The organism is Leucobacter edaphi, from assembly GCF_016522535.1.
Classification (GTDB): Bacteria; Actinomycetota; Actinomycetes; order Actinomycetales; family Microbacteriaceae; genus Leucobacter; species Leucobacter edaphi.
Genome location: NZ_JAEHOI010000001.1, coordinates 42,372 through 62,085, shown reverse-complemented (window position 1 = coordinate 62,085; position 19,714 = coordinate 42,372). Strand labels below are relative to the sequence as shown.

The following is a 19,714-nucleotide window of genomic DNA, read 5'->3' as shown; positions in this document are numbered from 1 at the left end:
CTCCCGGCTCGCGTGAGCGGTCTCGCTACCCCCAGTGCGGCGGTCGATCGCGCTTGAGGCGATCGTCGTTGCCCCGGTCCGAGCCGCCAGGCGCCGGTTTCTCGCCCCAGCCCTCCGGACGGTCCTCGGCCGCGCGCGCGGTCAGCCGGTGCTCCGAGGGACGGGGATCGACGCCCTCCGCGGCTGGCCGCTGAGCGCGCCGGGACACGCGTCGACCCCGGGAGGTCGCATCGGACGGCTCGGTCATGCCCGAGCCGCGTCCTCCGCGCGCTCGTCCTCGTCATAGCCCACGATGCGCGCGATCCGCAGCGCCACCTCGTCCGGGTTCGCGAACAGGTCGAAGCTCTGCACCCGGTGGTAGTGCCAGCCGAGACGACGCAGCACGGCCGGGCGCAGGCGCAGCGTGTCGCGCAGGCTGTCCCCGCCGTCGCTCGCACCGAGATCGATGTCGATCGCAATCGCCTTGTCGCCCAGGCGCGCCGCCAGCGGGATCGCGTCGCGGTAGTCGATCTCGACCGTGAGGCCGAGCTCGCCGAGCCGATCCGCGAGCTCGCCGAGCATCGGATCCCGCTCGGCGGGAAGCGAGGGCGCAACGGGCTCGGGATGCTCGTGCGCGAGCAGCTCCGAAAGCCCGATCACGCCGTGCTTGATCCGCGCGGTGTCGAGATCCTGCGGCTTGAAGCAGCTGACGATCGTCATCGCTCGGCGGGCGCGGGTCATCGCGACCGCGAGCAGCCGCTCGCCGCCCGGCCGGCCGAGACCGCCGAAGTTCGACAGCACGCGCCCGTGCGGGGTGCGACCGTAGCCGATCGAGAAGATCACCCGGTCACGGCTCTGGGCCGTCGCCTGCTCCAGCGTGAGCACCGCGAACGGTTCCGCACGCTCGCCGAGCAGGAAGTCCCGATACTCGGGCAGTTTCGAGAACGCGTGCAGCACCGCCTGGTACACCCGCACCGCGTGGCGCTCACTCGCCGTGATCACCATGAGCGATTCACCGGAGCGCTCGCTCGCGTGCTCCAGCACGAGCTGCACAACGCGCTCGACCTCGGCGTCCGTGCTCTCCACGGCGCCCGTCTGCTGATCGGGCAGGCCCTGGCCGCCGCGCACGAACTCGTAGGTGAGGCTCGAGTGTCCGAGGAAGCTGCCCGCCCACGGGAGCGTCTGGATTGCGCCGTCGTAGAAGCGGCCGTTCACGAGCTGCGTGAGATCCTCGCCGCCCGCGCGATAGCTGCGCGTCAGCGTGAGAGTGGGGAGCACCGAGCTCAGCTCGGCGAACGCGGAGCGCGCGTGCAGCGCGTCGGCGTCCTCCCCCTCCGGCGCGGGGGCGCCGACGGAGATCTCGAACCGGGACGGGGTCTGCGTCATGGTGTCACCGAACGCGACCACCTGGGGAGCGCGCCTGATCGCGCCGATGTTCTCGACGAGCGTCGTGGCTCCTGCGTCGACGAGGAGGACCGCGTCGAACCGCATCGAATCGGGCAGCTGCGCGACCTCGTACGGCGACATCGTCCACACCGGGGCGAGCGTGCCCAGCAGCGACGGGGCGCGCTGCGCGAGGATGCCCGCGTTCGCGTATCCGCTGCGGAGGGCGTCACGCATCGCAAGCGCCTCGTGTTTGTGGTCGAGGACGGCGACGCGCCAGGCGTCGGCAAGCTTCGCCGCGAGCAGGGCACCGTTCGCGCCCGAGTGGGCGTCGTCAACAAGCCGGAAGTCCGCCTCGAGACGCTCGATCACGCTCGTGTTGGCGCTCAGCAACGCCGGGTTCGTCTGGAGCATGCGCTCGAGCGCGGACTGCCACCAGGCGAGCTCGAGCTCGTTGGCCACGTCCTCCGCCGGCACGTGTCGCGCCGAAAGATCGTCGAGCAGCGGCTCCAGATGGGCCGCTCGCATGCGCTCAACGATCGTCGTGCGCTCCTGAATGTTCTGCAGCACCTCGGACTCGCGGGCGAGATCCGAGATCCGGGCGGCGAGGCCCGCGAGCGACAGGTTCTTCATCCGATCCTGATCACCGACCGTCCCGATCACCCGATCGAGCTCATCAAGGTCCTGATAGGCGGATTGATACGCGACCACAACGTCCGCGATGCCGACGGGCACCTCGGGCCGCGCGCCGGCGACCGTCGTGTACCGCTGCCAGAGCACGCGCTGCTGCTGGATCTGCACGAGGCGCGAATACATGTCGCTGATGTGCACGCCAGGCCGTACGTACTCGCGGGCCAGCTTCCGCAGGCGACGCTTGTTCGAGGCGGACATGTCCTCGCCACCGCGCGGAGCGTGCGCCGCGATGACCTCCGTGAGCGAGCGATCGTACACCTGCGGGGTGAAGCGATCGAGCGTCTCCCGGATGCCCATGAGCAGCCGCAGGTAGACGCCGAGCTCGGCGATCGTCTCGTACGGTCGCATCGACGTCTGCGAGACGACCTCGTTCGCCATCGAGATCAGACGCGGGAGCTGCGACTCCGCGAGATCGACCGCGAGGCCGTACGCGGTGCGCGCCTCCTCCGTCGTCGAGAAATCGACCCCGTACCAGGGAGAATCCTCTGGGCCGTACTGGAACTGTCCGAGACGGGCAACGTCGGTGAGCGACTCCGCGACCGCCGAGCGGTCGAGAGTGAGCTGCCCCAGTGCCTGATCGTCGAGGCGGACCGTGGTCGTGGGCGGGCGGTCGCCGAGCGACAGCACCGTCAGGCGCCGCAGCGCATCGAGCGGCGAGACGCCGAAGCGGGCGTCCGGCTCCGACAGCGCCTTCTGATAGTCGAGCAGCACGCCGCGCAGGCGGATCAGGGCCTCGTCCACGTCCCGCAGCTGTTCGGGGCGAGCATTCTCGTTGCGGCTGATCGACTCGACCAGGTTGCGGCGCAGCTTCCGCGGGTTCACGGCGAGCCCGGGGAGGCCAGCGCGCGTGAGCCGGTGGGTGATCCCGTCCAGGGTCGCGCGGCGCGGCGACACGACGAGCACCTTCTTGCCGGCGCGCACCAGGTTGCCGATCGAGTTCACGACCGTCTGCGTGCCGCCCGTCCCGGGGAGCGTGTGGACGACGAGCGAGTGCCCGGCGTCGATCTGCGCGAGGACATCGTCCTGCTCGGCGTCGGCGTCGTACAGGCAGCGGTCGGTGTCGGGGGCGCGATCGTCGGGGCGCGTCGGGCTGACCGGGCGGTACGCCTTCTCGAGCGCCTTCTTCGCGGGCTCGTTTCCGCAGATCGCGGCGAGGATCGGAACGTCAAGATTCTTCGCATCGGCGACCATGCCCTGCGAGACGTTGTGGAACGAGGAGACCACGAGGCGCGGCTGCACCATGAACTCCGGCACCCCGGCGACCATCTGGCGCAGACGGTCGATCACGGGCTGCGGCTTGAACACGCCCTCGGACTGCGAGAGCTCGATGAGGGACCGCGCGTCGAGCGTGATCCCGAACTGCTCGCGCAGCACACGGATCAGCTCCGAGTTCACCACGGGGAAACGCTTGAGCTTCAGCTCGAAATCACGGCCGTAGCGGCGGATCGCGAGCGGGCGAAGCAGCACGGGCGCGCAGAACTCCTCACCCTCGAAGGTCCACTTGGCGATGCCGACGCCCAGGTTCACGGTCTCGAGGCCGCGGACCGCGCGCATCTCGATCGCCTTGTCCGTGACGCGGGAGGCAGCCGCGCGCGCGTGGCGCAGCGCCAGATCATCACGGATCAGGGCCGAGAGCAGGATCTTGTTCCCGGTGATGAACTGCGGGAGACCGCCGGGGTGCGTGGTCGAGAGCTCGATCCGGTTGGGAGAGCGGTCGTCGAAGTGGAGCAGCGGGTTGCGCCCGCCGATCCCGGCGAGCTCACGCATCCAGTCGGCGTGCTCGTCAGCGTAGTTGTCCACCAGCGTCACGGGTCCGGCGAGCTGGGCCGCCATGTCGGCCTCGGTCATCTTCACCTCGTCTCTCACCGAGGGCGCCTTCGCGAGCGCGCCCTCACTCCGCGTGAGATCATTTCGCGGGCCTGCCGCGTCGTTCGGGATCGACCGCTCACCGGGGTCGGACTGGGCCGCACCCGGGTTCGCGCCGGGGGCGGTCGTCGCCTCCGCACGCTGGGCGCCGCGACCTTTTTCGGGTCGCCGCCGTCGATCTACACTCCACACACCGCCACCATACGTGGCGGGGCCGAGGATCCGCCGGAATCCGTGCGGCGATTCTCAGCGGGATCCCCGGCCCCGCCGCAAAACAGCGGCCGGGATCAGGCGCGCGGGGCTTCCCGTTGCGGCTCGGTATCCGCGGCGTCCGCACCGCCCGTCACCACCGGATCGGCGACCTGCATCTCGCCGCCACGCAGCTTCGACAGCGCGCGCATGAGGTGGTAGACGCCGATCGCGGCGATCGTGCCGAGCGCGATGCCGTTGAACACGACCGAACCGTACTGCACCGTGAAATCGGCGATGCCAACGATGAGCGGGACCGCCGCCGAGAACTGGTTGATGGGCTTCGAGAAGTCGACCTTGTTGTCGATCCAGATCTTGACGCCGATGAGGCCGATCAGGCCGTACAGCGCGACGGTCACCCCGCCCAGCACGGCGGCGGGCACCGAGAAGATCACCGCGCCGACCTTCGGGGAGAAGCTGAGCAGGATCGCGATCACGCCCGCGACCCAGTACGCCGCAGTCGAGTACACGCGGGTCGCTGCCATGACACCGATGTTCTCGCCGTACGTGGTGGTGCCGGAACCGCCGCCAAAGCCCGCGAGCACGGTGGAGAGTCCGTCGGCGAGGAGCGCGCGGCCGGTCACCCCGTCGAGGTCGCGATTCACCATGAGGCCGACGCTCTTCACGTGGCCAACGTTCTCCGCGATGAGCACCAGCACGACGGGCAGGAACGCGGGCAGCAGGCCCCACAGCGTCGGATCGGCGAACGGGTTGGCGACCGAGTGGAATGCCGGGAGCCCCACCCAGGCCGCCTGCTGGACCGCTTCGAAGTTCACGAGGCCGGCGAACGCCGCGGCGATGTATCCGACGGCCATGCCGAGCACGATCGAGAGGCGGCCGATCAGGCCCCGGAACAGGACGGTGATCAGGAGAATCGCGACCAGGGTGACCAGAGCGATCGTCGAGGACAGCCCCTGATCAACGCCCGGGTTCGCTGCCGGATTGCCGATCCAGTTGTTCTTCACCGCCGGCGCGAGGTTGAAACCGATGAGCGCGACGATCGAGCCCATCACAACGGGCGGCATGAGCGCGTTGATCCAGCCCGTGCCGAAGCGCGAGACAATCAGGCCGACGATCGCCATGAGCACGCCGATCGCCAGGATGCCGAAGGAGGCGCGGCCCAGATCGCCATCGCCGCTCGCGGTGGCCGCCATGATCGGCGCGATGAACGCGAACGAGGAACCGAGGTAGCTCGGAAGGCGGTTGCCAGTGAGCACGAGGAAGAGGAGCGTGCCGAGGCCGGAGAAGAACAGCGTCGCAGTGGGAGGGAAGCCCGTGATCAGGGGAACGAGGAACGTCGCGCCGAACATGGCGACGACGTGCTGGGCGCCGAAGCCGATCGTGCGCGGCCAGCTCAGGCGCTCCTCGGGCAGCACGATCGCGTCGGGAGAGACGTGCTTGCCGTCTCGGTGCAGCTTCCAGCTCAGGGCCATCGGATCTCTCCTCCAGGGGTGTGTGCTCGCCTCGCGTCCACCCCATCGGGCGCGCGGCCAATGTTCGATCTTAGTGCCCAGCGGACTCCCAGGAAGCGTTTTTCTCGGAGAGACGTGGACCTGGGCGCTCCGGCGCCTGTCGCCCTCCCTGTGGACGACAATCGGCGGCGGCCCCCGCCAAACGGCGGCGCTCCCCACCAAACGGCAGCGCTCCGTGCCAATCGGCGGCGCTCCCCACCAAGCGGCAGCGCTCCGCGCCAAACGGCAGCGCTCCGCGCCAAGCAGCAGCGCTTCCCACCAACGGCAGCGCTCCGCGCCAAGCAGCAGCGCTTCCCACCAACGGCAGCGCTCCGCGCCAAGCAGCACCGCTCCCCACCAAACGGCGGCACTCCCACCCCCTCCAGACGCCCGGTTCCCTCCCACACGCGAAAGGCGGGGAGCACGCGCCAGCGCACTCCCCGCCTCAGCAGGAGTTTTCCTCGGGTCAGGCCGGGGTGATGTAGACCTTGCGGATCCGGTCCTGCACGTTCCAGCGCGTGCGGGATCCGGCGACGAGCCGCACCACATCGCCCACGCCGACCTCCATGCGGCGATCCTCGTCAACGAAGTCAATGATCGCGCTGCCCTCGATCACCACGAAGATCTCATCGACCTCCGTGTCGGTCACCGTGCCGCCGCGCAGCTCCCAGATCCCGGTCTCGACGTCGCCGATCGTGCCGAGCGGCACGAACGCCTGCAGCGGCTTGCCCGACACCGTCTCATCGAACGGGACCGCCTCGAGCGGAAGCTCGAGCTCGCTTCCGCCGACGTGCTGATTCATTCCACTGGGGAGCAGCTCACCTGCGATTTCTGCGCTCATGAGTCAAACCCTAGCCCGAGGGCGTCGAGCGTGCGAAGCAAAATGTTGCGCTTTCCGCCGTTGTGATCGGCTCGGTCGAGCGCCCAGCGGGTGAGGTTGATCCCGATCGATGCCGCGGGCTCCGGCGGGAACGGCAGCGGCACCTCCTTGACCATCTCGAGCTCGGTACGCTCCGTGACCCTGCCCTCGAGCCGGTCGACGAGCACGTCAGCCGCGAAGTGGGTCGCCCCGACGCCGAGGCCCGTGAAACCCGCGACATACTGCACGCGGCCGCCGTGCGCCTGCCCGAAGAACGCGCAGAACCGGGTGCTCGTGTCGATCACGCCCGCCCAGCGATGCGAGAACTTCAGGCCCGCGAGCTGCGGGAACGTCGTGAAGAAGTGGCTCGCGAGCCGGCGATGGCTCTCCATGCGATCTTCGTACTCCTCCCTGATGCGGCCGCCAGCGTGGTAGACCGCGTCGTAGCCGCCCCACAGGATCCGGTTGTCCGCAGTGAGGCGCGAGTAGTGGAACTGGTTCGCCATGTCGGCGAGACCCTCGCGGCCCTCCCAGCCGATCGAGGCGAGCTGCTCATCAGTCAGCGGCTCCGTCATGAGCACGTAGTCGTACACCGGCACGGTGTGGAAGCGGTAGCGCTTCAGCAGCGACGGGAAGACGTTCGTGCACAGCGCCGCGCGATCCGCCGTCACCGTTCCGCGATCCGTCTCGAGCCGGATCGGCCCGTCCGTGCTGCCCTCGAGGTTCTTCACCGGGCTGTGCTCGTAGATCTCGACGCCGATCTCCGCGGCGTGCCGCGCGAGCTCCGCCGCGAGCTTCGCCGGATGCAGGTTCGCGTTCTCGCGCGCGTTGAAGTCCGCGCCCAGGAACGTCGGCGAGTTAATCCGCTTGCGGGTGGCTTCCTGATCGAGGGTTTCCGTGTGCGGATCCTCGCTCTCGCCGACCCACTCGAGCTGGTACGGCTCGTTCGCGACCGACAGCGCGCCGTTCCGCTCGAAGTCGCAGTCGATGTTGTTCTCGGTGATGAAGCGCTCCATCGCGTCGAGGTTCTCGTCGCCGATCCGGCGCAGCGTGCCCGTCTGATCGGGCCAGCGGGCCTCCGCGTTGGGCTCGCCGTGCGTGATGCTGCCCTCGCAGAATCCGCCGTTGCGGCCCGATGCGGCCCAGCCGATCCGCTTCGCCTCGATGAGTGCGACCGAGCGCTCCGGGTGCTCCTCCTTCAGCTTGATCGCGGTCCAGAGGCCCGCGTATCCGCCGCCGACGACGGCGTCGTCAACGCGCAAATCCCCGTTCAGAGTTGGATACTTCGCCGCGGTATCGGCGATGTCCTCGATCCAGAAGCAGCCGAGCTTGGTGTCCGCAAGCGACTCGTCGATGATTCGAGCCGCCGGCTTGTTCGTTTCGAAAATGGTGGGGTGCATGTGGTCCTCGTCCTCGTGGCCCTTCGTTCCAGGACGAGTGTGACATACGATACTGGGGATGTCAATGACACTGTCAATGGCATTGACTTTGGGGTGATTGCGGCCCTTCTGCGCTGAACCGCGCCCGTGCGGTGCGCCGTTGGCGCGCGGACCGGGCGCGCGGAAGGGCATACACAACGCGCGGAAGGGCGTGCACAGCGCTCGGAATGGCGTGCACAAACAGAGCGATGTGCGTTTGATAAGCCCATATTCGCGATTTTCGACTTATCTAACGCACATTGCTCTGTTTATGAACCGGTGGCCTCACTCCCGTGCCGGATCGCCCCGGGCCGCGCCCCGGTTCCGGATCGGCGCCGGGCCGCACCCCGGTTGCGGATCGCCCCCGGCCCGCACTTCGGTACCGGATCGCTCCCGGCCCGCACATCGGTACCGGATCGCCCCCCCCAGCCCGCACCTCAGCCCCGAGTTGGCCCCATCGCCCGGAGCGGGCGCGCATGCCGTGCCCTATCCAGTCGAAAAAAACACGCGGAGGAGGCGCGCAAGCAGCGTGCCCGGAAAGGGCGTGCACAAACAGAGCAATGTGCGATTAATAAGTCCGTATTCGCGATTCTCGACTTATCTAACGCACATCGCTCTGTTTATGAACCGGTGGCCGGGGTGGGACCCGGGTTCCGGGTTCCGAATCGGAGCGGGGCCGGGTCGCACCCCGGGTTCCGGATCGGCGCCGGGGTGCGGCCCGGCACCGATCCGTACGCCGCCCACCCGCGCCTCCGCGCGCGAGCGCGCGACCGCCGCGGCTACTCCGCCGGCGGCTTCATGATTGCACCGGTCGCGAGGCCCATTGCGAGCCCCGCGGGAAGCCACAGCCAGAACTGCGTGAGCACGCTCAGGATGATCCCCATGACGGCACCGATGATCAGCGCGACGATCATCTGCTTGCGCCGCGCCTCCGGGGTCGGCTCGTTCTGCTTGTTGTCGCCGTTTCTGCCCTGTCCGCCGCGGGTGTTCTTGCTCATGCGTCCAGCCTACGCGCGGCCGCCTGGTCGGCGAGGTCGATCGCCTCGAGCATCTCGATCACCGAGGCGTCGGCGCCCTTGCTGCGGGCGACGGCCGCAAGCTGCCCGGTCGCGCGCGCGATCTTCGCGCTGCTCGGGGACGGTGCGCCGCCGCCGCCCAGGAGCACGGGCTCGACCCGGTCCAGCCAGGTCGGATCGGCGTCGTTGATGATCTCCGATTCCCACTCGTGCCAGGCTCGCCGGATCTCGCCTGCGGGGTCTGGCGCCTGCCGGTCGAAGGCGCGGATCTCGTCGTCGGCGAGCTCCACGACGCCGCCGGCCCCTGGCGCGCTCAGCACGACGACGATGCGTCGCGTGCGCAGCTCGGCGATCGGGCGCAGCCGGGAGGCGGCTTCCTGCCCGATCAGCTCCCGGATCTGCGCCACGAGGGCGGCCGGCATCTCAGCGCTCTCGGGCCAGCCGATCTCCCGGTTGCCGCCGTCGCCCTTGCGCTTCAGGTGCCAGCCGGCGTCCTTGCCTCCTGCCCGCGAGCGCACGGCGATCCCGAGGCGCGCGAGCGCGCGATCCGGGGTATCGAAGTACTTCGCGATCAGGTGGTATTCGACGGGCTGGGAGGCCTCGAGGCCCGCTTCCGCGAACACCGGAGCCGGGGGAAGGCTCACGCCAGGCAGCACGTCGTACTTGCGCTCGATCTCAATGGACTCGACACCCTGATTCTCAGTCACCCGATCAGGATACGGGCGGTGGGCCACTCTGCTCCGTTTTTCCTCCCGCGAACCAGACGATCCCCGCGCCCGCCGCGATGACGATGCACATGCCGATCACCGCCATCGGCGAGAGCATCTGCCCCAGGATGACGGCCCCGAGGATCGAACCGACGACGGGATCGAACGCGAACAGCACGCCGAGGACGCGGGCCGAGGTCAGCCGCCCCGCGAGCGTGTCGAGCGTGAACGCGAGCGCGGTGCCCAGCAGCGCCGAGGCGACGAGTGGCAGCGCATGCTCGATCCGGATCAGGTGCGCGGCGGGTGCGGAGAAGGGGAGGGTCAGGATCGCGGCGACCGCCACCGAGAGCGACAGGCTTTGCAGCCCGCCGCTCGACTTCCCGATCCGGGGCGCCAGGAAGGTGTAAAGGCCAAACGCCACGCCGGCGAGCGCGGCGAAGCAGAGACCCAGCGGGTCGAACGGTCCGCCGAGTCCGGCGATCAGCGCCACGCCGGCGAATGCGGCGAGCGCCAGCAGCACCTCCCGGATTCCCCGCGACGCGAGCAGCGCGACGACGCACGGGCCGAGGAAGTCGATCGTGGTCGTGATCCCGAGCGGCAGACGGTCGAACGCGAGGAACAGGAACGCGTTCATCGCGGCCATCGCCACACCGTAGAGCACGATCCCGAGCCACTCGGCCCTCGTTCGCCCGCGGAGCCGGGGCCGGAAAATCGCGAGGAGCAGGAGCGCGGCGATCGCCATGCGTGTGGCGCTCGTGCCGAGCACGCCGAGGTCGTCGAACAGGCTGATCGCGATCACGGCCGAGAACTGCATCCCCAGCGAGCCGCACAGCACGAACAGCACGGCACGCAGTGTGTTCGCGCGGTCGGTCGGCGCGGGAGGGAAGCCGGTCACGGCCTCACTCTAGCCCCGTGGCTACACTGGCGTGATGACCCCCGTCGAAGTCTCTGCGGGCGGCACGGACCCCGCGCTCGCCGGCGCCCTGGAGCGCGCACGGGCGGCCTGCGCCGAGGCCGCCGCACGTTTGGCGTCCGCTGGCATCGAGCCCGACGCGCTCGCCGAGTATGTGCCTCCGCGCACGATCCTGTTCGTCACGAGGAAGGCCACGATGCGGCCCGCGGGCGAGGCGTGGCGATTGGGCACCGTGTTGCTCTCCACGGACGGAGACCTTTCTACGCACGGGCACACCACCCGCTCCGCGGAGCGCGGTCGACCCGGCTACCAGTCGACGTCGCGCGAGGAGCGCCGCGAGATCGCCGCCGCAGCGCTCCGCGGCGGATACCCCGTGGGCACCACCGTCAACTACGACGCGGTCCCGCTCCCGCTGACGGCGGCGATTGCGGAGCCGCGCTCCCCCGAAGACGAACTCCCGATCGGCTATCGGGACGGCGAGATCAGGATCCGCTGGCGCGCTGGCGCGCCGCTCGAAGGGGCGCAGCCGCTCGCTGCGTACCTCCGCGAACGCGTCGGACTCCTGACCGACCCCACTCACGGGGCCGGAAGCTAACGCGCTCCTGCCTCGCTTTTCTTTTCTCCCAACCCCCGCGGAAGCGCCAAGCTTCCGCCAAGATCGAGGGAGTAATCTGCTGATCAGGCGTCATTATCCGGCGCCTGATACCCGCTGAACCGGAAGGACACAGGATGAGCGCAGCAGACAAGATGAAGGCCGCAGCCGAGAAGGCCTCCGGCAAGGTCAAGGAGACCGTTGGCAAGGCGACCGACAACGAGCGCCTCGAGGCCGAGGGTAAGGCCGAGCAGGCGAAGGGCGCCGTGCGCGACGCCGCTGAGAACGTGAAGGACACATTCAAGTAGGTCCTGAAACAAACGACTGCGGGGACGAGGCCACTGGCTTCGTCCCCGCAGTCGTTTCTGCGCCCGCTGGGCGGGGCCGCCGCGCAGGCGGAGCCCCGCGTCGCGGACTCCCGATCAGCTAGGCATCACGCTTCTTGCCTGCGAACAGGCCCCAGATGAGGAGCACGACGATCGCGCCACCGATCGCGAGCGCCCAGGTCTGCAGTGACCAGAAGTCCTGCAGGTTCGCCCCGAAGAGCACCGATCCGAGCCAACCGCCGAGCATCGCGCCGACCACTCCCAGGAGCAGAGTCACGAACCAGCCGCCTCCCTGCTTCCCCGGGAGAATCGCCTTCGCGATCGCTCCCGCAATGAGCCCGAGGAGAAGAAAAGCCAAAAAACCCATGTCAATCGCCTCTTTTCTGAAGATGTGAATGGGTGGACACTGCCGAGTCTTCTCCCCTCGCACGGTCCAGGTCAACGTTTCGACGGCATTACCGACAGGTGTCTATCTTCCCCGATCAGCGGGCGGAGCGAGGCAGGCCGCCGGCCCGCGCCAAGATCCGCGCGAACAGCCGAGGCGGATCGGACCGCAGCCTCGACGTCCAGCACACTGCTAGAATTCCAAAGGCCGCGGGAGACCCGGCCCCCGCCTTGGTAGCTCAGTGGATAGAGCACTTCTCTCCTAAAGAAGGTGTCGGAGGTTCGATTCCTCTCCAGGGCACTCCGCGCTCCGCACGTCGCACCCCCGTCGAGGCCCACCCACGAACCTGCAACGGACGGCATACGCCGCCCGCGCCCGGCCCCGCAACGCGATGCGTTGCCCCAGGCTGCCAGACGGGTTCGATTCCTCTCCAGGGCACTCCGCGCTCCGCACGTCGCACCCCCGTCGAGGCCCACCCACGAACCTGCAACGGACGGCATACGCCGCCCGCGCCCCGGCCGCTCGTCCGCACCGGACCGGGAGGGCGCACCACGCGCAACAACGGCGAGCATGCCTAATGAGGCGATTACGGCGTGCGGCGGCCTCTCCAGCTCCTTCCGCGCTAACACCTCCCAACGGAACGCGATGGGTCCGCCGCACCCCTAACCTGTGAGAACGCGATGCGCTTTCTCATTAGGGCTGGTGGGAAACCTGAAAACTCAATAGGTTTGGGGCAGGAGATCTTCCGCTCAGCCTGAGTGGGAGACTCCAGCTAACAGAGGAGTTGTCGTGAGCGCTGGAGACAAGATGAAGGCCGCGGCCGAGAAGGCGACCGGCAAGGTCAAGGAGGGCGTCGGCAAGGCGACCGACAATGAGAAGCTCGAGGCCGAGGGCAAGCTCGATCAGGCTAAGGGCGCAGCCCGCCAGGGCGTTGAAGACGTAAAGGACTCGTTCAAGAAGTAACGAACCCAAACAGAAAGGGAGGAGAGGCTATTTGCCTCTCCTCCCTTTCTGCGTCCGTCGCTATTGAGCGTGGACTGCACCGCGGACGGTTACGCGTCGCGCTTGCGGCCGGTGATCAGGCCCCAGATGAGGAGCACGACGATCGCGCCGCCAATGGCGAGCGCCCAGGTCTGCAGCGACCAGAAGTCCTGCAGATTCGCTCCGAAGAGCACCGATCCGAGCCAACCGCCGAGCATCGCGCCGACCACTCCGAGAAGCAGGGTTGCGATCCAGCCGCCACCCTGCTTACCGGGAAGAATGGCCTTCGCAATTGCACCAGCAATCAGGCCAAGAAGAAGAAATGCAAGGAATCCCATATTCAGTACCGCTTTCTTGTCTTTACCTATAGGGGCCCGCTAAGTGTTTCGTTTGCTGTGCACTATGTCAATATTTGCTGTGAAGTGTCACATTTGTAGCCAAAACGAAGAAATGGGCCCGGGCTGCCCCGAAGCCGCTCATTCGTATGATTCTCAGCGCCTCCCGTGTCGTCGACGGCGACGGCATGACCGCCACCACGGGTCAGCGCCACCCAGCAAAAAGGGTCAGCACCGCCGGTACAGGTGCGAGGGATCCCCAGAGGTCAGGAGCTTCCGGTCCCGAAGTATCATTGACGCTGGCGATTCAGGGTCGGAGCACATGACCTCAAAGCTTCGGGGAAGCGCATCCGCGTATTCAATGTCGATCACGGCGCCCCCATAGACGCTTGTGTAGCTCCCGCACTCGTCGAACGCGGCGCACTCCTCAGATACCGCGAAGTCGAAGCCCGCAACCTCGCGGAGTTCACTTGTGTGTTCCGCAGCATTCTTCTGACCCGCGGCGAGACCGGCTTGATGCGCCGTGCTCGCGAGTTCTTTCGCCGCGAGGAGGTTGTTCGTGAAGCTCAGTCGGCCGCCCGAACGGACGAAGCTGTCAAGGTTGTCGAATTCGACCGCTTGGAACCCCCCGGACGCGCATCCCCGGATCCATTCCCCGACCCGGTCGACGATCCGCTCCCGCTTCTCGGGCGTAGAAGTGTCGAGGAGGACCTCGTCCGGCCAGTCCGGATCGGCGACGACCCCCTTCGCGTCGCGCAGGAGCAAGGCGGCGGGCCACTTGGCCTGCTCACCCGGCTGCGTCTGGAAGGCATTGATGTAACAGACTGAGTAGAGCCCCGGCTCGGGCTTCGCGCCGCGGTCGCGCACCACCACCGCTGTCCCCGAGGGCGGCACGTACGCCCCGCCGAGCTGATAATCGAAACGGGCGTTCTCGGGAAACGCTTCCCAAGAATGCGGAGCCCCGCCTCCGTGCTCCGTGCCCGCCTGCGGCACCGAGGGAGTCGCGCACCCGGAGACCCCGACAGCGAGCAGGACGACCACCCCGATCCAGGCGAGGCGGCGAAAAGCCCGGGTCAGCAGGTTCATGGTTCCCACTGTAAACGAGCGCTTTCGACCGCTCGCCGAACCAGCCAACCCCGCGCTGGACCGACACGGGTACAGGAAGCGGTATGTCCCCTCCGATACCGTGAGGGAAGCGAACGGCAACCGCCCTTGGCTTCATGGACCGCTCCGACGGTTCACAACGTGAGCAGGTGCCGAACATGACATCGACCCATACTCTGAGCGGCCTGGGGCCACTCCGACCGACCCGCGCCCGCGCCGGTGACTTCCCGCCGATCGCGAAGGCGTACACCCGGGTGTCCGAGACGGTGCGCGAATCCGGGCTGCTGCGTCGCGCGCCCTGGTTCTACGCCGGAACGGGGGCGGCGATCGCGGTCGCGCTCGGCGGCGCGGTCACCGGGTTCATCCTTCTGGGCGACAGCTGGTTCCAGCTCCTCATCGCCGCGGCCCTCGGCCTGATCTTCACCCAGATCGCGTTCCTCGCCCACGAGGCCGCGCACCGTCAGATCCTCAGCAGGGGGCCAGCGAACGATCGACTCGCCCGGTTCCTGGCGGGCGCGATCGGCATGAGTTACTCCTGGTGGGACTCGAAGCACTCCCGGCACCACTCGAATCCGAACCGCGTGGGCAAGGATCCCGACATTGAGGTCGACACGATCTCCTTCCTCGAGGAGGATGCCGCGGAGGCTCGCGGACTCCGCCGGGCGATCACTCGCCGTCAGGGCTGGCTGTTCTTCCCGCTCCTCACCCTCGAGGGCCTGAACCTGCATCTCCACAGCTTCACCCACCTGTTCGGGCGAGGCCCAGTGAAGGGCCGCTGGACGGAGCTCGGGATCATCACGGCGCGATTCGCGGTGCTGCTCACTCCGGTCTTTCTGTTCCTGCCGCTCGGCATGGCGTTCGCGTTCCTGGGAGTGCAGCTAGCAGTGTTCGGCGTCTACATGGGCGCGTCGTTCGCCCCGAATCACAAGGGAATGCCCGTGATCGCCCACGACGCGAGGCTCGATTTCTTCACCAAGCAGGTGCGCACGTCGCGCAACATTCGCGGGGGCTGGTGGGCGACGATCCTGATGGGCGGCCTGAATTATCAGGTGGAGCACCATCTTTTCCCGAGCATGGCCCGCCCGTATCTTTCGCGTGCGCGGGAGATCGTCCGCGAGCACTGCGCCACCCTCAATGTGCCATACACCGAGACCTCGCTCATCCGCTCCTACGCGATCGTGATCGACTACCTCAACCGCGTGGGCCTCGCGGCCAGGGATCCCTTCGACTGCCCGGTCTCCGCGCAGTACGGTCGGGCGCGCTGACCGATCCGCGGCCGCCCTATCCCTCCTCAGCGCGGCAGGGTACCCTCGAGGCACCAGATCAGAGGCGATGGGTGCGGTGCGATGACCGAGTGGCGGGCGCTGCGTCGCGGCGAATCCGCGCGCGAACGCAAGGTACTCCTGGAGCGCGCGCACGAGCGATTTCTCGACGACGAGACCCTGTCACGCGATCCTGAGCTGCGCCGCGATTTCGCGACGCGGAGCGCGCTCCGCGAGGTCGTGCTCGACTCGTGGCTGCGGTCGCGCCACCGGACGGTGAGCCCGGACGCGCCTCCCGGCGGGCTCGCGCTCTCCGACGACGAGCTCGCCGAGCTGCAGCGCATCCACCCGATCGTGCGCATGCTTCCCGTCGTGAATCGGCTCCTGCTCGAGGAGGCGAGCGAGTCCGGTTTCCTGGTCGCGATCGGGGACGCGACCGGCAGGCTGCTCTGGATCGACGGGGATCGGCGTCTCCGCGGGAAGGCGGAGGACATCGGTTTCGCGGTCGGCACGGACTGGTCGGAGGAATCCGTTGGCACCTCCGCTCCGGGTGCGGCGCTGTCGCTCGATCACTCGATCCAGGTCCTCGGCGCGGAGCACTACAACCGGGCCGTCCACCACTGGAGCTGCACGGCGGCGCCCGTGCACGACCCGCTCACCGGGGCGATCATCGGCGTCATCGACGTGACGGGCGACGACGGCGCCGCGTCCCCGCACATCCTTCCGCTCGTCGAGGCGACACTCGCCGCGGTCGAGGCCGAGCTGAAGCTCGAGGCGCTGCGCGGCCAGATCGCCGGTGCGCGATCGGGCGGCGGCGCGCCGTCGGCCGCGACCGCCGAGCATCGTTCCCCGAGGATCGCGGCACCCCGCCTCCTCGTGCTCGGCCGCGAAACGGCGCAGCTGGAAACCGACCGGGGGCCGCTGCCGGTGTCCGGTCGGCACGCCGAGATCCTGCTCGCCCTGGCCGCGTCACCCAACGGGGTGAACGCCGCAGCGCTCGCGGACCGCGTGTATGGGGCGGACGCCTCAGAACTCACGCTCCGCCCCGAACTCGTGCGGCTGCGCCGGTGGCTCGCGCAGAGCGGCACCGGTCTCGAACTGCGCTCGCGCCCCTACCGACTCTCCGGCCCGCTCCGCAGCGACGCCACCGACGTCATGGAGGCGCTCGGCAGGGGCGCACACCGGGTCGCGCTCGCCGCCTACGAGGGCGCCGCGCTGCCGACCTCCCTCTCGCCGGCCGCGGAGGATCTGCGGCACGAGGTTGACGCGACGCTGCGGGAGGCCATGCTGCAGTCCGCGGCACCGGAGGTGCTGTTCGAGTACGCGAACCGGTGGGCCGCCGACGACGCCCAGGTCTGGGAGACGCTGCTGCAGACGCTCCCCGCCCTCTCGCCCAAGCGGGCGCGGGTGGTGGCGAAGCTCGAGGCCATCGCGCGCGTCGATGATCCGGCGGGTCCCATCACCCACTGACGCGATCAGCGCCCGGATCAGGACTTCGGCGCTTCCGCCGCGTGCGAGACGGGCCGGTGCAACCCATTCGCAACCTGCCGGGGGCTACGGTCGCAGCACCGGGTTCGGTCCGTATGAACCACTCCACCCGGACTTTCGACAACGACGTCAGAGGAGAGAGCAATGACTGTGTACGCTTCGCCCGGCCAGCCCGGATCGCCCGTCACCTTCAAGAGCCGCTACGAGCACTACATCGGCGGCGAGTGGGTCGCCCCGGTGAAGGGACAGTACTTCGAGAATGTGAGCCCCGTCACCGGCAAGCCGTTCTGCGAGGTCGGCCGCGGCACCGCGGAGGACATCGAGGCCGCTCTCGATGCCGCCCATGCCGCTGCCCCGGCGTGGGGGCAGACGAGCCCCGCCGAACGCGCCGTGATCCTCAACAGGATCGCCGACCGCATGGAGCAGAACCTCGAGATGATCGCGGTCGCCGAGACGTGGGACAACGGCAAGGCCGTCCGCGAGACCCTCGCCGCCGATATCCCGCTCGCGATCGACCATTTCCGCTACTTCGCCGGCGCGATCCGCGCCCAGGAGGGCGGCATCTCGCAGATCAACGAGGACCTGATCGCCTACCACTTCCACGAGCCGCTCGGCGTCGTCGGCCAGATCATCCCGTGGAACTTCCCGATCCTCATGGCCACGTGGAAGCTCGCTCCCGCCCTCGCCGCGGGCAACGCGATCGTGCTGAAGCCCGCCGAGCAGACCCCGGCGTCGATCCTCGTCCTCTTCGAGCTCATCGGCGATCTCCTCCCGCCCGGTGTCGTCAACATCGTGAACGGCTTCGGCGCCGAAGCGGGCAAGCCGCTCGCCTCGAACCCGCGGATCCGGAAGATCGCGTTCACGGGCGAGACGACGACGGGACGCCTGATCATGCAGTACGCCTCGGAGAACATCATCCCGGTGACGCTCGAGCTCGGCGGCAAGAGCCCGAACATCTTCTTCGAGGACGTCATGGCGCAGGACGACGCCTTTTTCGACAAGGCGAAGGAGGGCTTCACGATGTTCGCCCTCAACCAGGGCGAGGTCTGCACCTGCCCGTCGCGCGCGCTGATCCAGGAGTCGATCGCGGACGAATTCCTCGACGCCGTCGTCGAGCGCACCCGGCTCATCAAGCGGGGCAATCCGCTCGACACGGACACCATGGTCGGCGCGCAGGCCTCGAATGACCAGTTCGAGAAGATCAAGTCGTACCTCGACATCGGCAGGCAGGAGGGCGCGCAGGTACTCATCGGCGGCGAGGTCGAAGATCTCGGCGGCGAACTCGCCGAGGGCTTCTACATCCAGCCGACGATCTTCCGCGGCGACAACTCGATGCGGATCTTCCAGGAGGAGATCTTCGGGCCGGTCGTCTCAGCGACGACGTTCACCGATTTCGACGACGCGATCAGGATCGCGAACGACACCCTGTACGGCCTCGGCGCCGGCGTGTGGAGCCGCACCGGCAACATCGCCTACCGCGCGGGCCGCGCGATCCAGGCGGGCCGCGTCTGGGTGAACAACTACCACGCCTATCCGGCCCACGCGGCCTTCGGCGGATACAAGTCGAGCGGCATCGGGCGGGAAAACCATCTGATGATGCTCGATCACTACCAGCAGACCAAGAACCTGCTGGTGAGCTACAAGGAATCCGCTGACGGATTCTTCTAAGCCACCCCCTGGCTTGACGCGCGGGCGGCCCGGAACGGTGATCTCGCCGGGCCGGGCCGCCTCGGCGTACCCTGAAAGAACCGGTTCCGACAGAGAGGTTGAGGACCCTGATGCACACGACCAGCGCTTCCGAGAATGCGGCGGGCGGCCCGCGCGAGGACCGCACCGCAGGCGCCACGAGGCAGGCCGAGGCCTGCGAGCTCACCGCTCCCCCGTCGCGGTCCGCCGGCGCGACCCCCATTTCCGGCTGCGTCGACGCGCGGCCGGAGGTTCCGGGCGAGACCGAAAGCCGGCTCGCGTTCACCCCCGCGGCGCTCGAGCTCATCGAACGGCTGTGGGCGATGCACGGGCCGCTCATGTTTCACCAATCGGGCGGGTGCTGCGACGGCAGTGCCCCCATGTGTTACCAGCTGGGCGAATTCAAGACGGGCGGCCAGGACGTGCTGCTCGGCACGCTCGAGCTGCCGGCGCCCGCTGGGCTCCCGGCGCCGCAGGACCGGACGGGCACCGCGGGCACCGGGAGCAGCGCGGGAACCGCGGGCAGCGCGGGCGCCGGGGGCATCGCACCGGAGGCGGCCTCGGAGACCGGCGGCCCCGGCGGCGCTCCCGAGTCCGCCACTGGCTCCGCCTCCGCCTCCGGCTCCGGCTCCGGACGCGAGATCGAATTCTGGATGTCCCGGGAGCAGTTCGGGGTGTGGGCGCACACGCACCTCACGGTCGACGCGGTGCCCGGCAGGGGTTCGGGCTTCTCGCTCGAGGCCCCTGAGGGCCTGCGGTTCCTGATCCGGTCGCGACTGCTGGGTGTCCCTGACGCGAGCGGCGAGCACTGATCTGCGGCCCGTCGTCCGCACCGTCGATCCGGCGCGGGGACGCAGGGGGTACAGTGGAATGCGAGAACCGCCACGACGGCGGTGGACGAGCGTCTTTCCAGGTCCCGCTGCAAATCCGCCGGGAAACCCACTGCGAAGCCTCGCTTCTCGGCCCGCGTTGATCAGCTCGCGCTTACCGTAAAATCGGGTCGAGCAGATCCATTCTCGGC

At 68.5% G+C, this 19,714-nt stretch carries 18 protein-coding genes and 1 tRNA gene; 8 read left to right on the top strand and 11 right to left on the bottom strand.

Annotated features, from left to right (window positions below; genetic code table 11):
• Positions 1-25: 25 nt before the first annotated feature.
• The 8 genes from JD292_RS00240 to JD292_RS00205 form a co-directional block, all read right to left on the bottom strand.
• Entirely contained in the window at positions 26-247 is a 222-nt protein-coding gene (locus tag JD292_RS00240; protein WP_200130948.1) for a hypothetical protein, read from the bottom strand.
• Positions 244-3,903, bottom strand: coding sequence for an AAA family ATPase (locus JD292_RS00235; protein ID WP_439649256.1), 3,660 nt, complete (start codon positions 3,901-3,903; stop codon positions 244-246). Before JD292_RS00235 ends, JD292_RS00240 begins: the two co-directional genes overlap by 4 nt.
• Positions 3,904-4,208: 305 nt before the next feature.
• The gene (locus tag JD292_RS00230) at positions 4,209-5,603 is read right to left on the bottom strand and encodes a uracil-xanthine permease family protein (protein WP_200130736.1); all 1,395 of its coding nucleotides are present in this window, start codon (positions 5,601-5,603) and stop codon (positions 4,209-4,211) included.
• 484 nt (positions 5,604-6,087) lie between these two features.
• Positions 6,088-6,462, bottom strand: coding sequence for a cupin domain-containing protein (locus JD292_RS00225; RefSeq protein ID WP_200130735.1), 375 nt, complete (start codon positions 6,460-6,462; stop codon positions 6,088-6,090).
• Positions 6,459-7,880 carry an NAD(P)/FAD-dependent oxidoreductase gene (locus JD292_RS00220; RefSeq protein ID WP_200130734.1) on the bottom strand — a complete coding sequence of 474 codons (1,422 nt, stop codon included), beginning with the start codon at positions 7,878-7,880 and terminating at the stop codon, positions 6,459-6,461. The genes JD292_RS00225 and JD292_RS00220 overlap by 4 nt, the downstream gene beginning before the upstream one ends.
• A 797-nt stretch (positions 7,881-8,677) precedes the next feature.
• Positions 8,678-8,896 (bottom strand): HPP family protein, encoded by a 219-nt coding sequence (locus JD292_RS00215; RefSeq protein ID WP_200130733.1) that lies wholly within the window; start codon positions 8,894-8,896, stop codon positions 8,678-8,680.
• On the bottom strand, positions 8,893-9,621 hold the full coding sequence (locus tag JD292_RS00210; RefSeq protein ID WP_200130732.1) for a CYTH domain-containing protein: 729 nt from the start codon (positions 9,619-9,621) through the stop codon (positions 8,893-8,895). Before JD292_RS00210 ends, JD292_RS00215 begins: the two co-directional genes overlap by 4 nt.
• Before the next feature lie 4 nt (positions 9,622-9,625).
• Positions 9,626-10,516 carry an EamA family transporter gene (locus tag JD292_RS00205; RefSeq protein ID WP_369411090.1) on the bottom strand — a complete coding sequence of 297 codons (891 nt, stop codon included), beginning with the start codon at positions 10,514-10,516 and terminating at the stop codon, positions 9,626-9,628.
• 34 nt (positions 10,517-10,550) lie between these two features.
• Here JD292_RS00205 and JD292_RS00200 point away from each other — a divergent pair, with 34 nt between their 5' ends.
• Together JD292_RS00200 and JD292_RS00195 are read left to right on the top strand one after the other, a co-directional pair.
• Positions 10,551-11,129 (top strand): hypothetical protein, encoded by a 579-nt coding sequence (locus tag JD292_RS00200; RefSeq protein WP_200130731.1) that lies wholly within the window; start codon positions 10,551-10,553, stop codon positions 11,127-11,129.
• Positions 11,130-11,263: 134 nt separating this feature from the next.
• Positions 11,264-11,434 carry a CsbD family protein gene (locus JD292_RS00195; RefSeq protein WP_200130730.1) on the top strand — a complete coding sequence of 57 codons (171 nt, stop codon included), beginning with the start codon at positions 11,264-11,266 and terminating at the stop codon, positions 11,432-11,434.
• 118 nt (positions 11,435-11,552) lie between these two features.
• Here JD292_RS00195 and JD292_RS00190 read toward each other — a convergent pair whose 3' ends face one another.
• Entirely contained in the window at positions 11,553-11,819 is a 267-nt protein-coding gene (locus tag JD292_RS00190; RefSeq protein ID WP_200130729.1) for a GlsB/YeaQ/YmgE family stress response membrane protein, read from the bottom strand.
• A 245-nt stretch (positions 11,820-12,064) separates the two neighbouring features.
• Between JD292_RS00190 and JD292_RS00185 the strand changes: the two genes are divergently transcribed.
• A tRNA-Arg gene (locus JD292_RS00185) sits at positions 12,065-12,137 on the top strand.
• A gap of 489 nt (positions 12,138-12,626) precedes the next feature.
• Positions 12,627-12,800, top strand: coding sequence for a CsbD family protein (locus JD292_RS00180; protein ID WP_200130728.1), 174 nt, complete (start codon positions 12,627-12,629; stop codon positions 12,798-12,800).
• An 89-nt stretch (positions 12,801-12,889) separates the two neighbouring features.
• On the opposite strand, the gene JD292_RS00175 is transcribed toward JD292_RS00180, so the two are convergent.
• A complete protein-coding gene (locus JD292_RS00175; protein WP_200130727.1) occupies positions 12,890-13,156 on the bottom strand; it encodes a GlsB/YeaQ/YmgE family stress response membrane protein in 267 nt (88 codons plus the stop codon).
• A gap of 225 nt (positions 13,157-13,381) precedes the next feature.
• A complete protein-coding gene (locus JD292_RS00170) occupies positions 13,382-14,239 on the bottom strand; it encodes an endo alpha-1,4 polygalactosaminidase (RefSeq protein ID WP_200130726.1) in 858 nt (285 codons plus the stop codon).
• A gap of 176 nt (positions 14,240-14,415) precedes the next feature.
• Between JD292_RS00170 and JD292_RS00165 the strand changes: the two genes are divergently transcribed.
• The 4 genes from JD292_RS00165 to JD292_RS12540 all read left to right on the top strand — a co-directional run bounded on the left by JD292_RS00165 (position 14,416) and on the right by JD292_RS12540 (position 19,505).
• Positions 14,416-15,522 (top strand): fatty acid desaturase family protein, encoded by a 1,107-nt coding sequence (locus JD292_RS00165; protein ID WP_200130725.1) that lies wholly within the window; start codon positions 14,416-14,418, stop codon positions 15,520-15,522.
• Positions 15,523-15,603: 81 nt separating this feature from the next.
• A complete protein-coding gene (locus tag JD292_RS00160; protein ID WP_200130724.1) occupies positions 15,604-16,989 on the top strand; it encodes a sigma-54-dependent transcriptional regulator family protein in 1,386 nt (461 codons plus the stop codon).
• Positions 16,990-17,151: 162 nt separating this feature from the next.
• Positions 17,152-18,675: an acetaldehyde dehydrogenase ExaC gene (gene exaC, locus JD292_RS00155; protein ID WP_200130723.1), complete on the top strand. Its 1,524-nt coding sequence runs from the start codon at positions 17,152-17,154 to the stop codon at positions 18,673-18,675.
• A 239-nt stretch (positions 18,676-18,914) separates the two neighbouring features.
• On the top strand, positions 18,915-19,505 hold the full coding sequence (locus JD292_RS12540; RefSeq protein ID WP_439649255.1) for a DUF779 domain-containing protein: 591 nt from the start codon (positions 18,915-18,917) through the stop codon (positions 19,503-19,505).
• Positions 19,506-19,714: the final 209 nt, after the last annotated feature.

Coding starts and splice junctions, on each gene's coding strand:
- JD292_RS00240 (WP_200130948.1), bottom strand. CDS start 247: ATGACCGAGCCGTCCGATGCGACCTCCCGGGGTCGACGCGTGTCCCGG.
- JD292_RS00235 (WP_439649256.1), bottom strand. CDS start 3,903: ATGACCGAGGCCGACATGGCGGCCCAGCTCGCCGGACCCGTGACGCTG.
- JD292_RS00230 (WP_200130736.1), bottom strand. CDS start 5,603: ATGGCCCTGAGCTGGAAGCTGCACCGAGACGGCAAGCACGTCTCTCCC.
- JD292_RS00225 (WP_200130735.1), bottom strand. CDS start 6,462: ATGAGCGCAGAAATCGCAGGTGAGCTGCTCCCCAGTGGAATGAATCAG.
- JD292_RS00220 (WP_200130734.1), bottom strand. CDS start 7,880: ATGCACCCCACCATTTTCGAAACGAACAAGCCGGCGGCTCGAATCATC.
- JD292_RS00215 (WP_200130733.1), bottom strand. CDS start 8,896: ATGAGCAAGAACACCCGCGGCGGACAGGGCAGAAACGGCGACAACAAG.
- JD292_RS00200 (WP_200130731.1), top strand. CDS start 10,551: ATGACCCCCGTCGAAGTCTCTGCGGGCGGCACGGACCCCGCGCTCGCC.
- JD292_RS00195 (WP_200130730.1), top strand. CDS start 11,264: ATGAGCGCAGCAGACAAGATGAAGGCCGCAGCCGAGAAGGCCTCCGGC.
- JD292_RS00190 (WP_200130729.1), bottom strand. CDS start 11,819: ATGGGTTTTTTGGCTTTTCTTCTCCTCGGGCTCATTGCGGGAGCGATC.
- JD292_RS00175 (WP_200130727.1), bottom strand. CDS start 13,156: ATGGGATTCCTTGCATTTCTTCTTCTTGGCCTGATTGCTGGTGCAATT.
- JD292_RS00170 (WP_200130726.1), bottom strand. CDS start 14,239: ATGAACCTGCTGACCCGGGCTTTTCGCCGCCTCGCCTGGATCGGGGTG.
- JD292_RS00165 (WP_200130725.1), top strand. CDS start 14,416: ATGACATCGACCCATACTCTGAGCGGCCTGGGGCCACTCCGACCGACC.
- JD292_RS00160 (WP_200130724.1), top strand. CDS start 15,604: ATGACCGAGTGGCGGGCGCTGCGTCGCGGCGAATCCGCGCGCGAACGC.
- exaC (WP_200130723.1), top strand. CDS start 17,152: ATGACTGTGTACGCTTCGCCCGGCCAGCCCGGATCGCCCGTCACCTTC.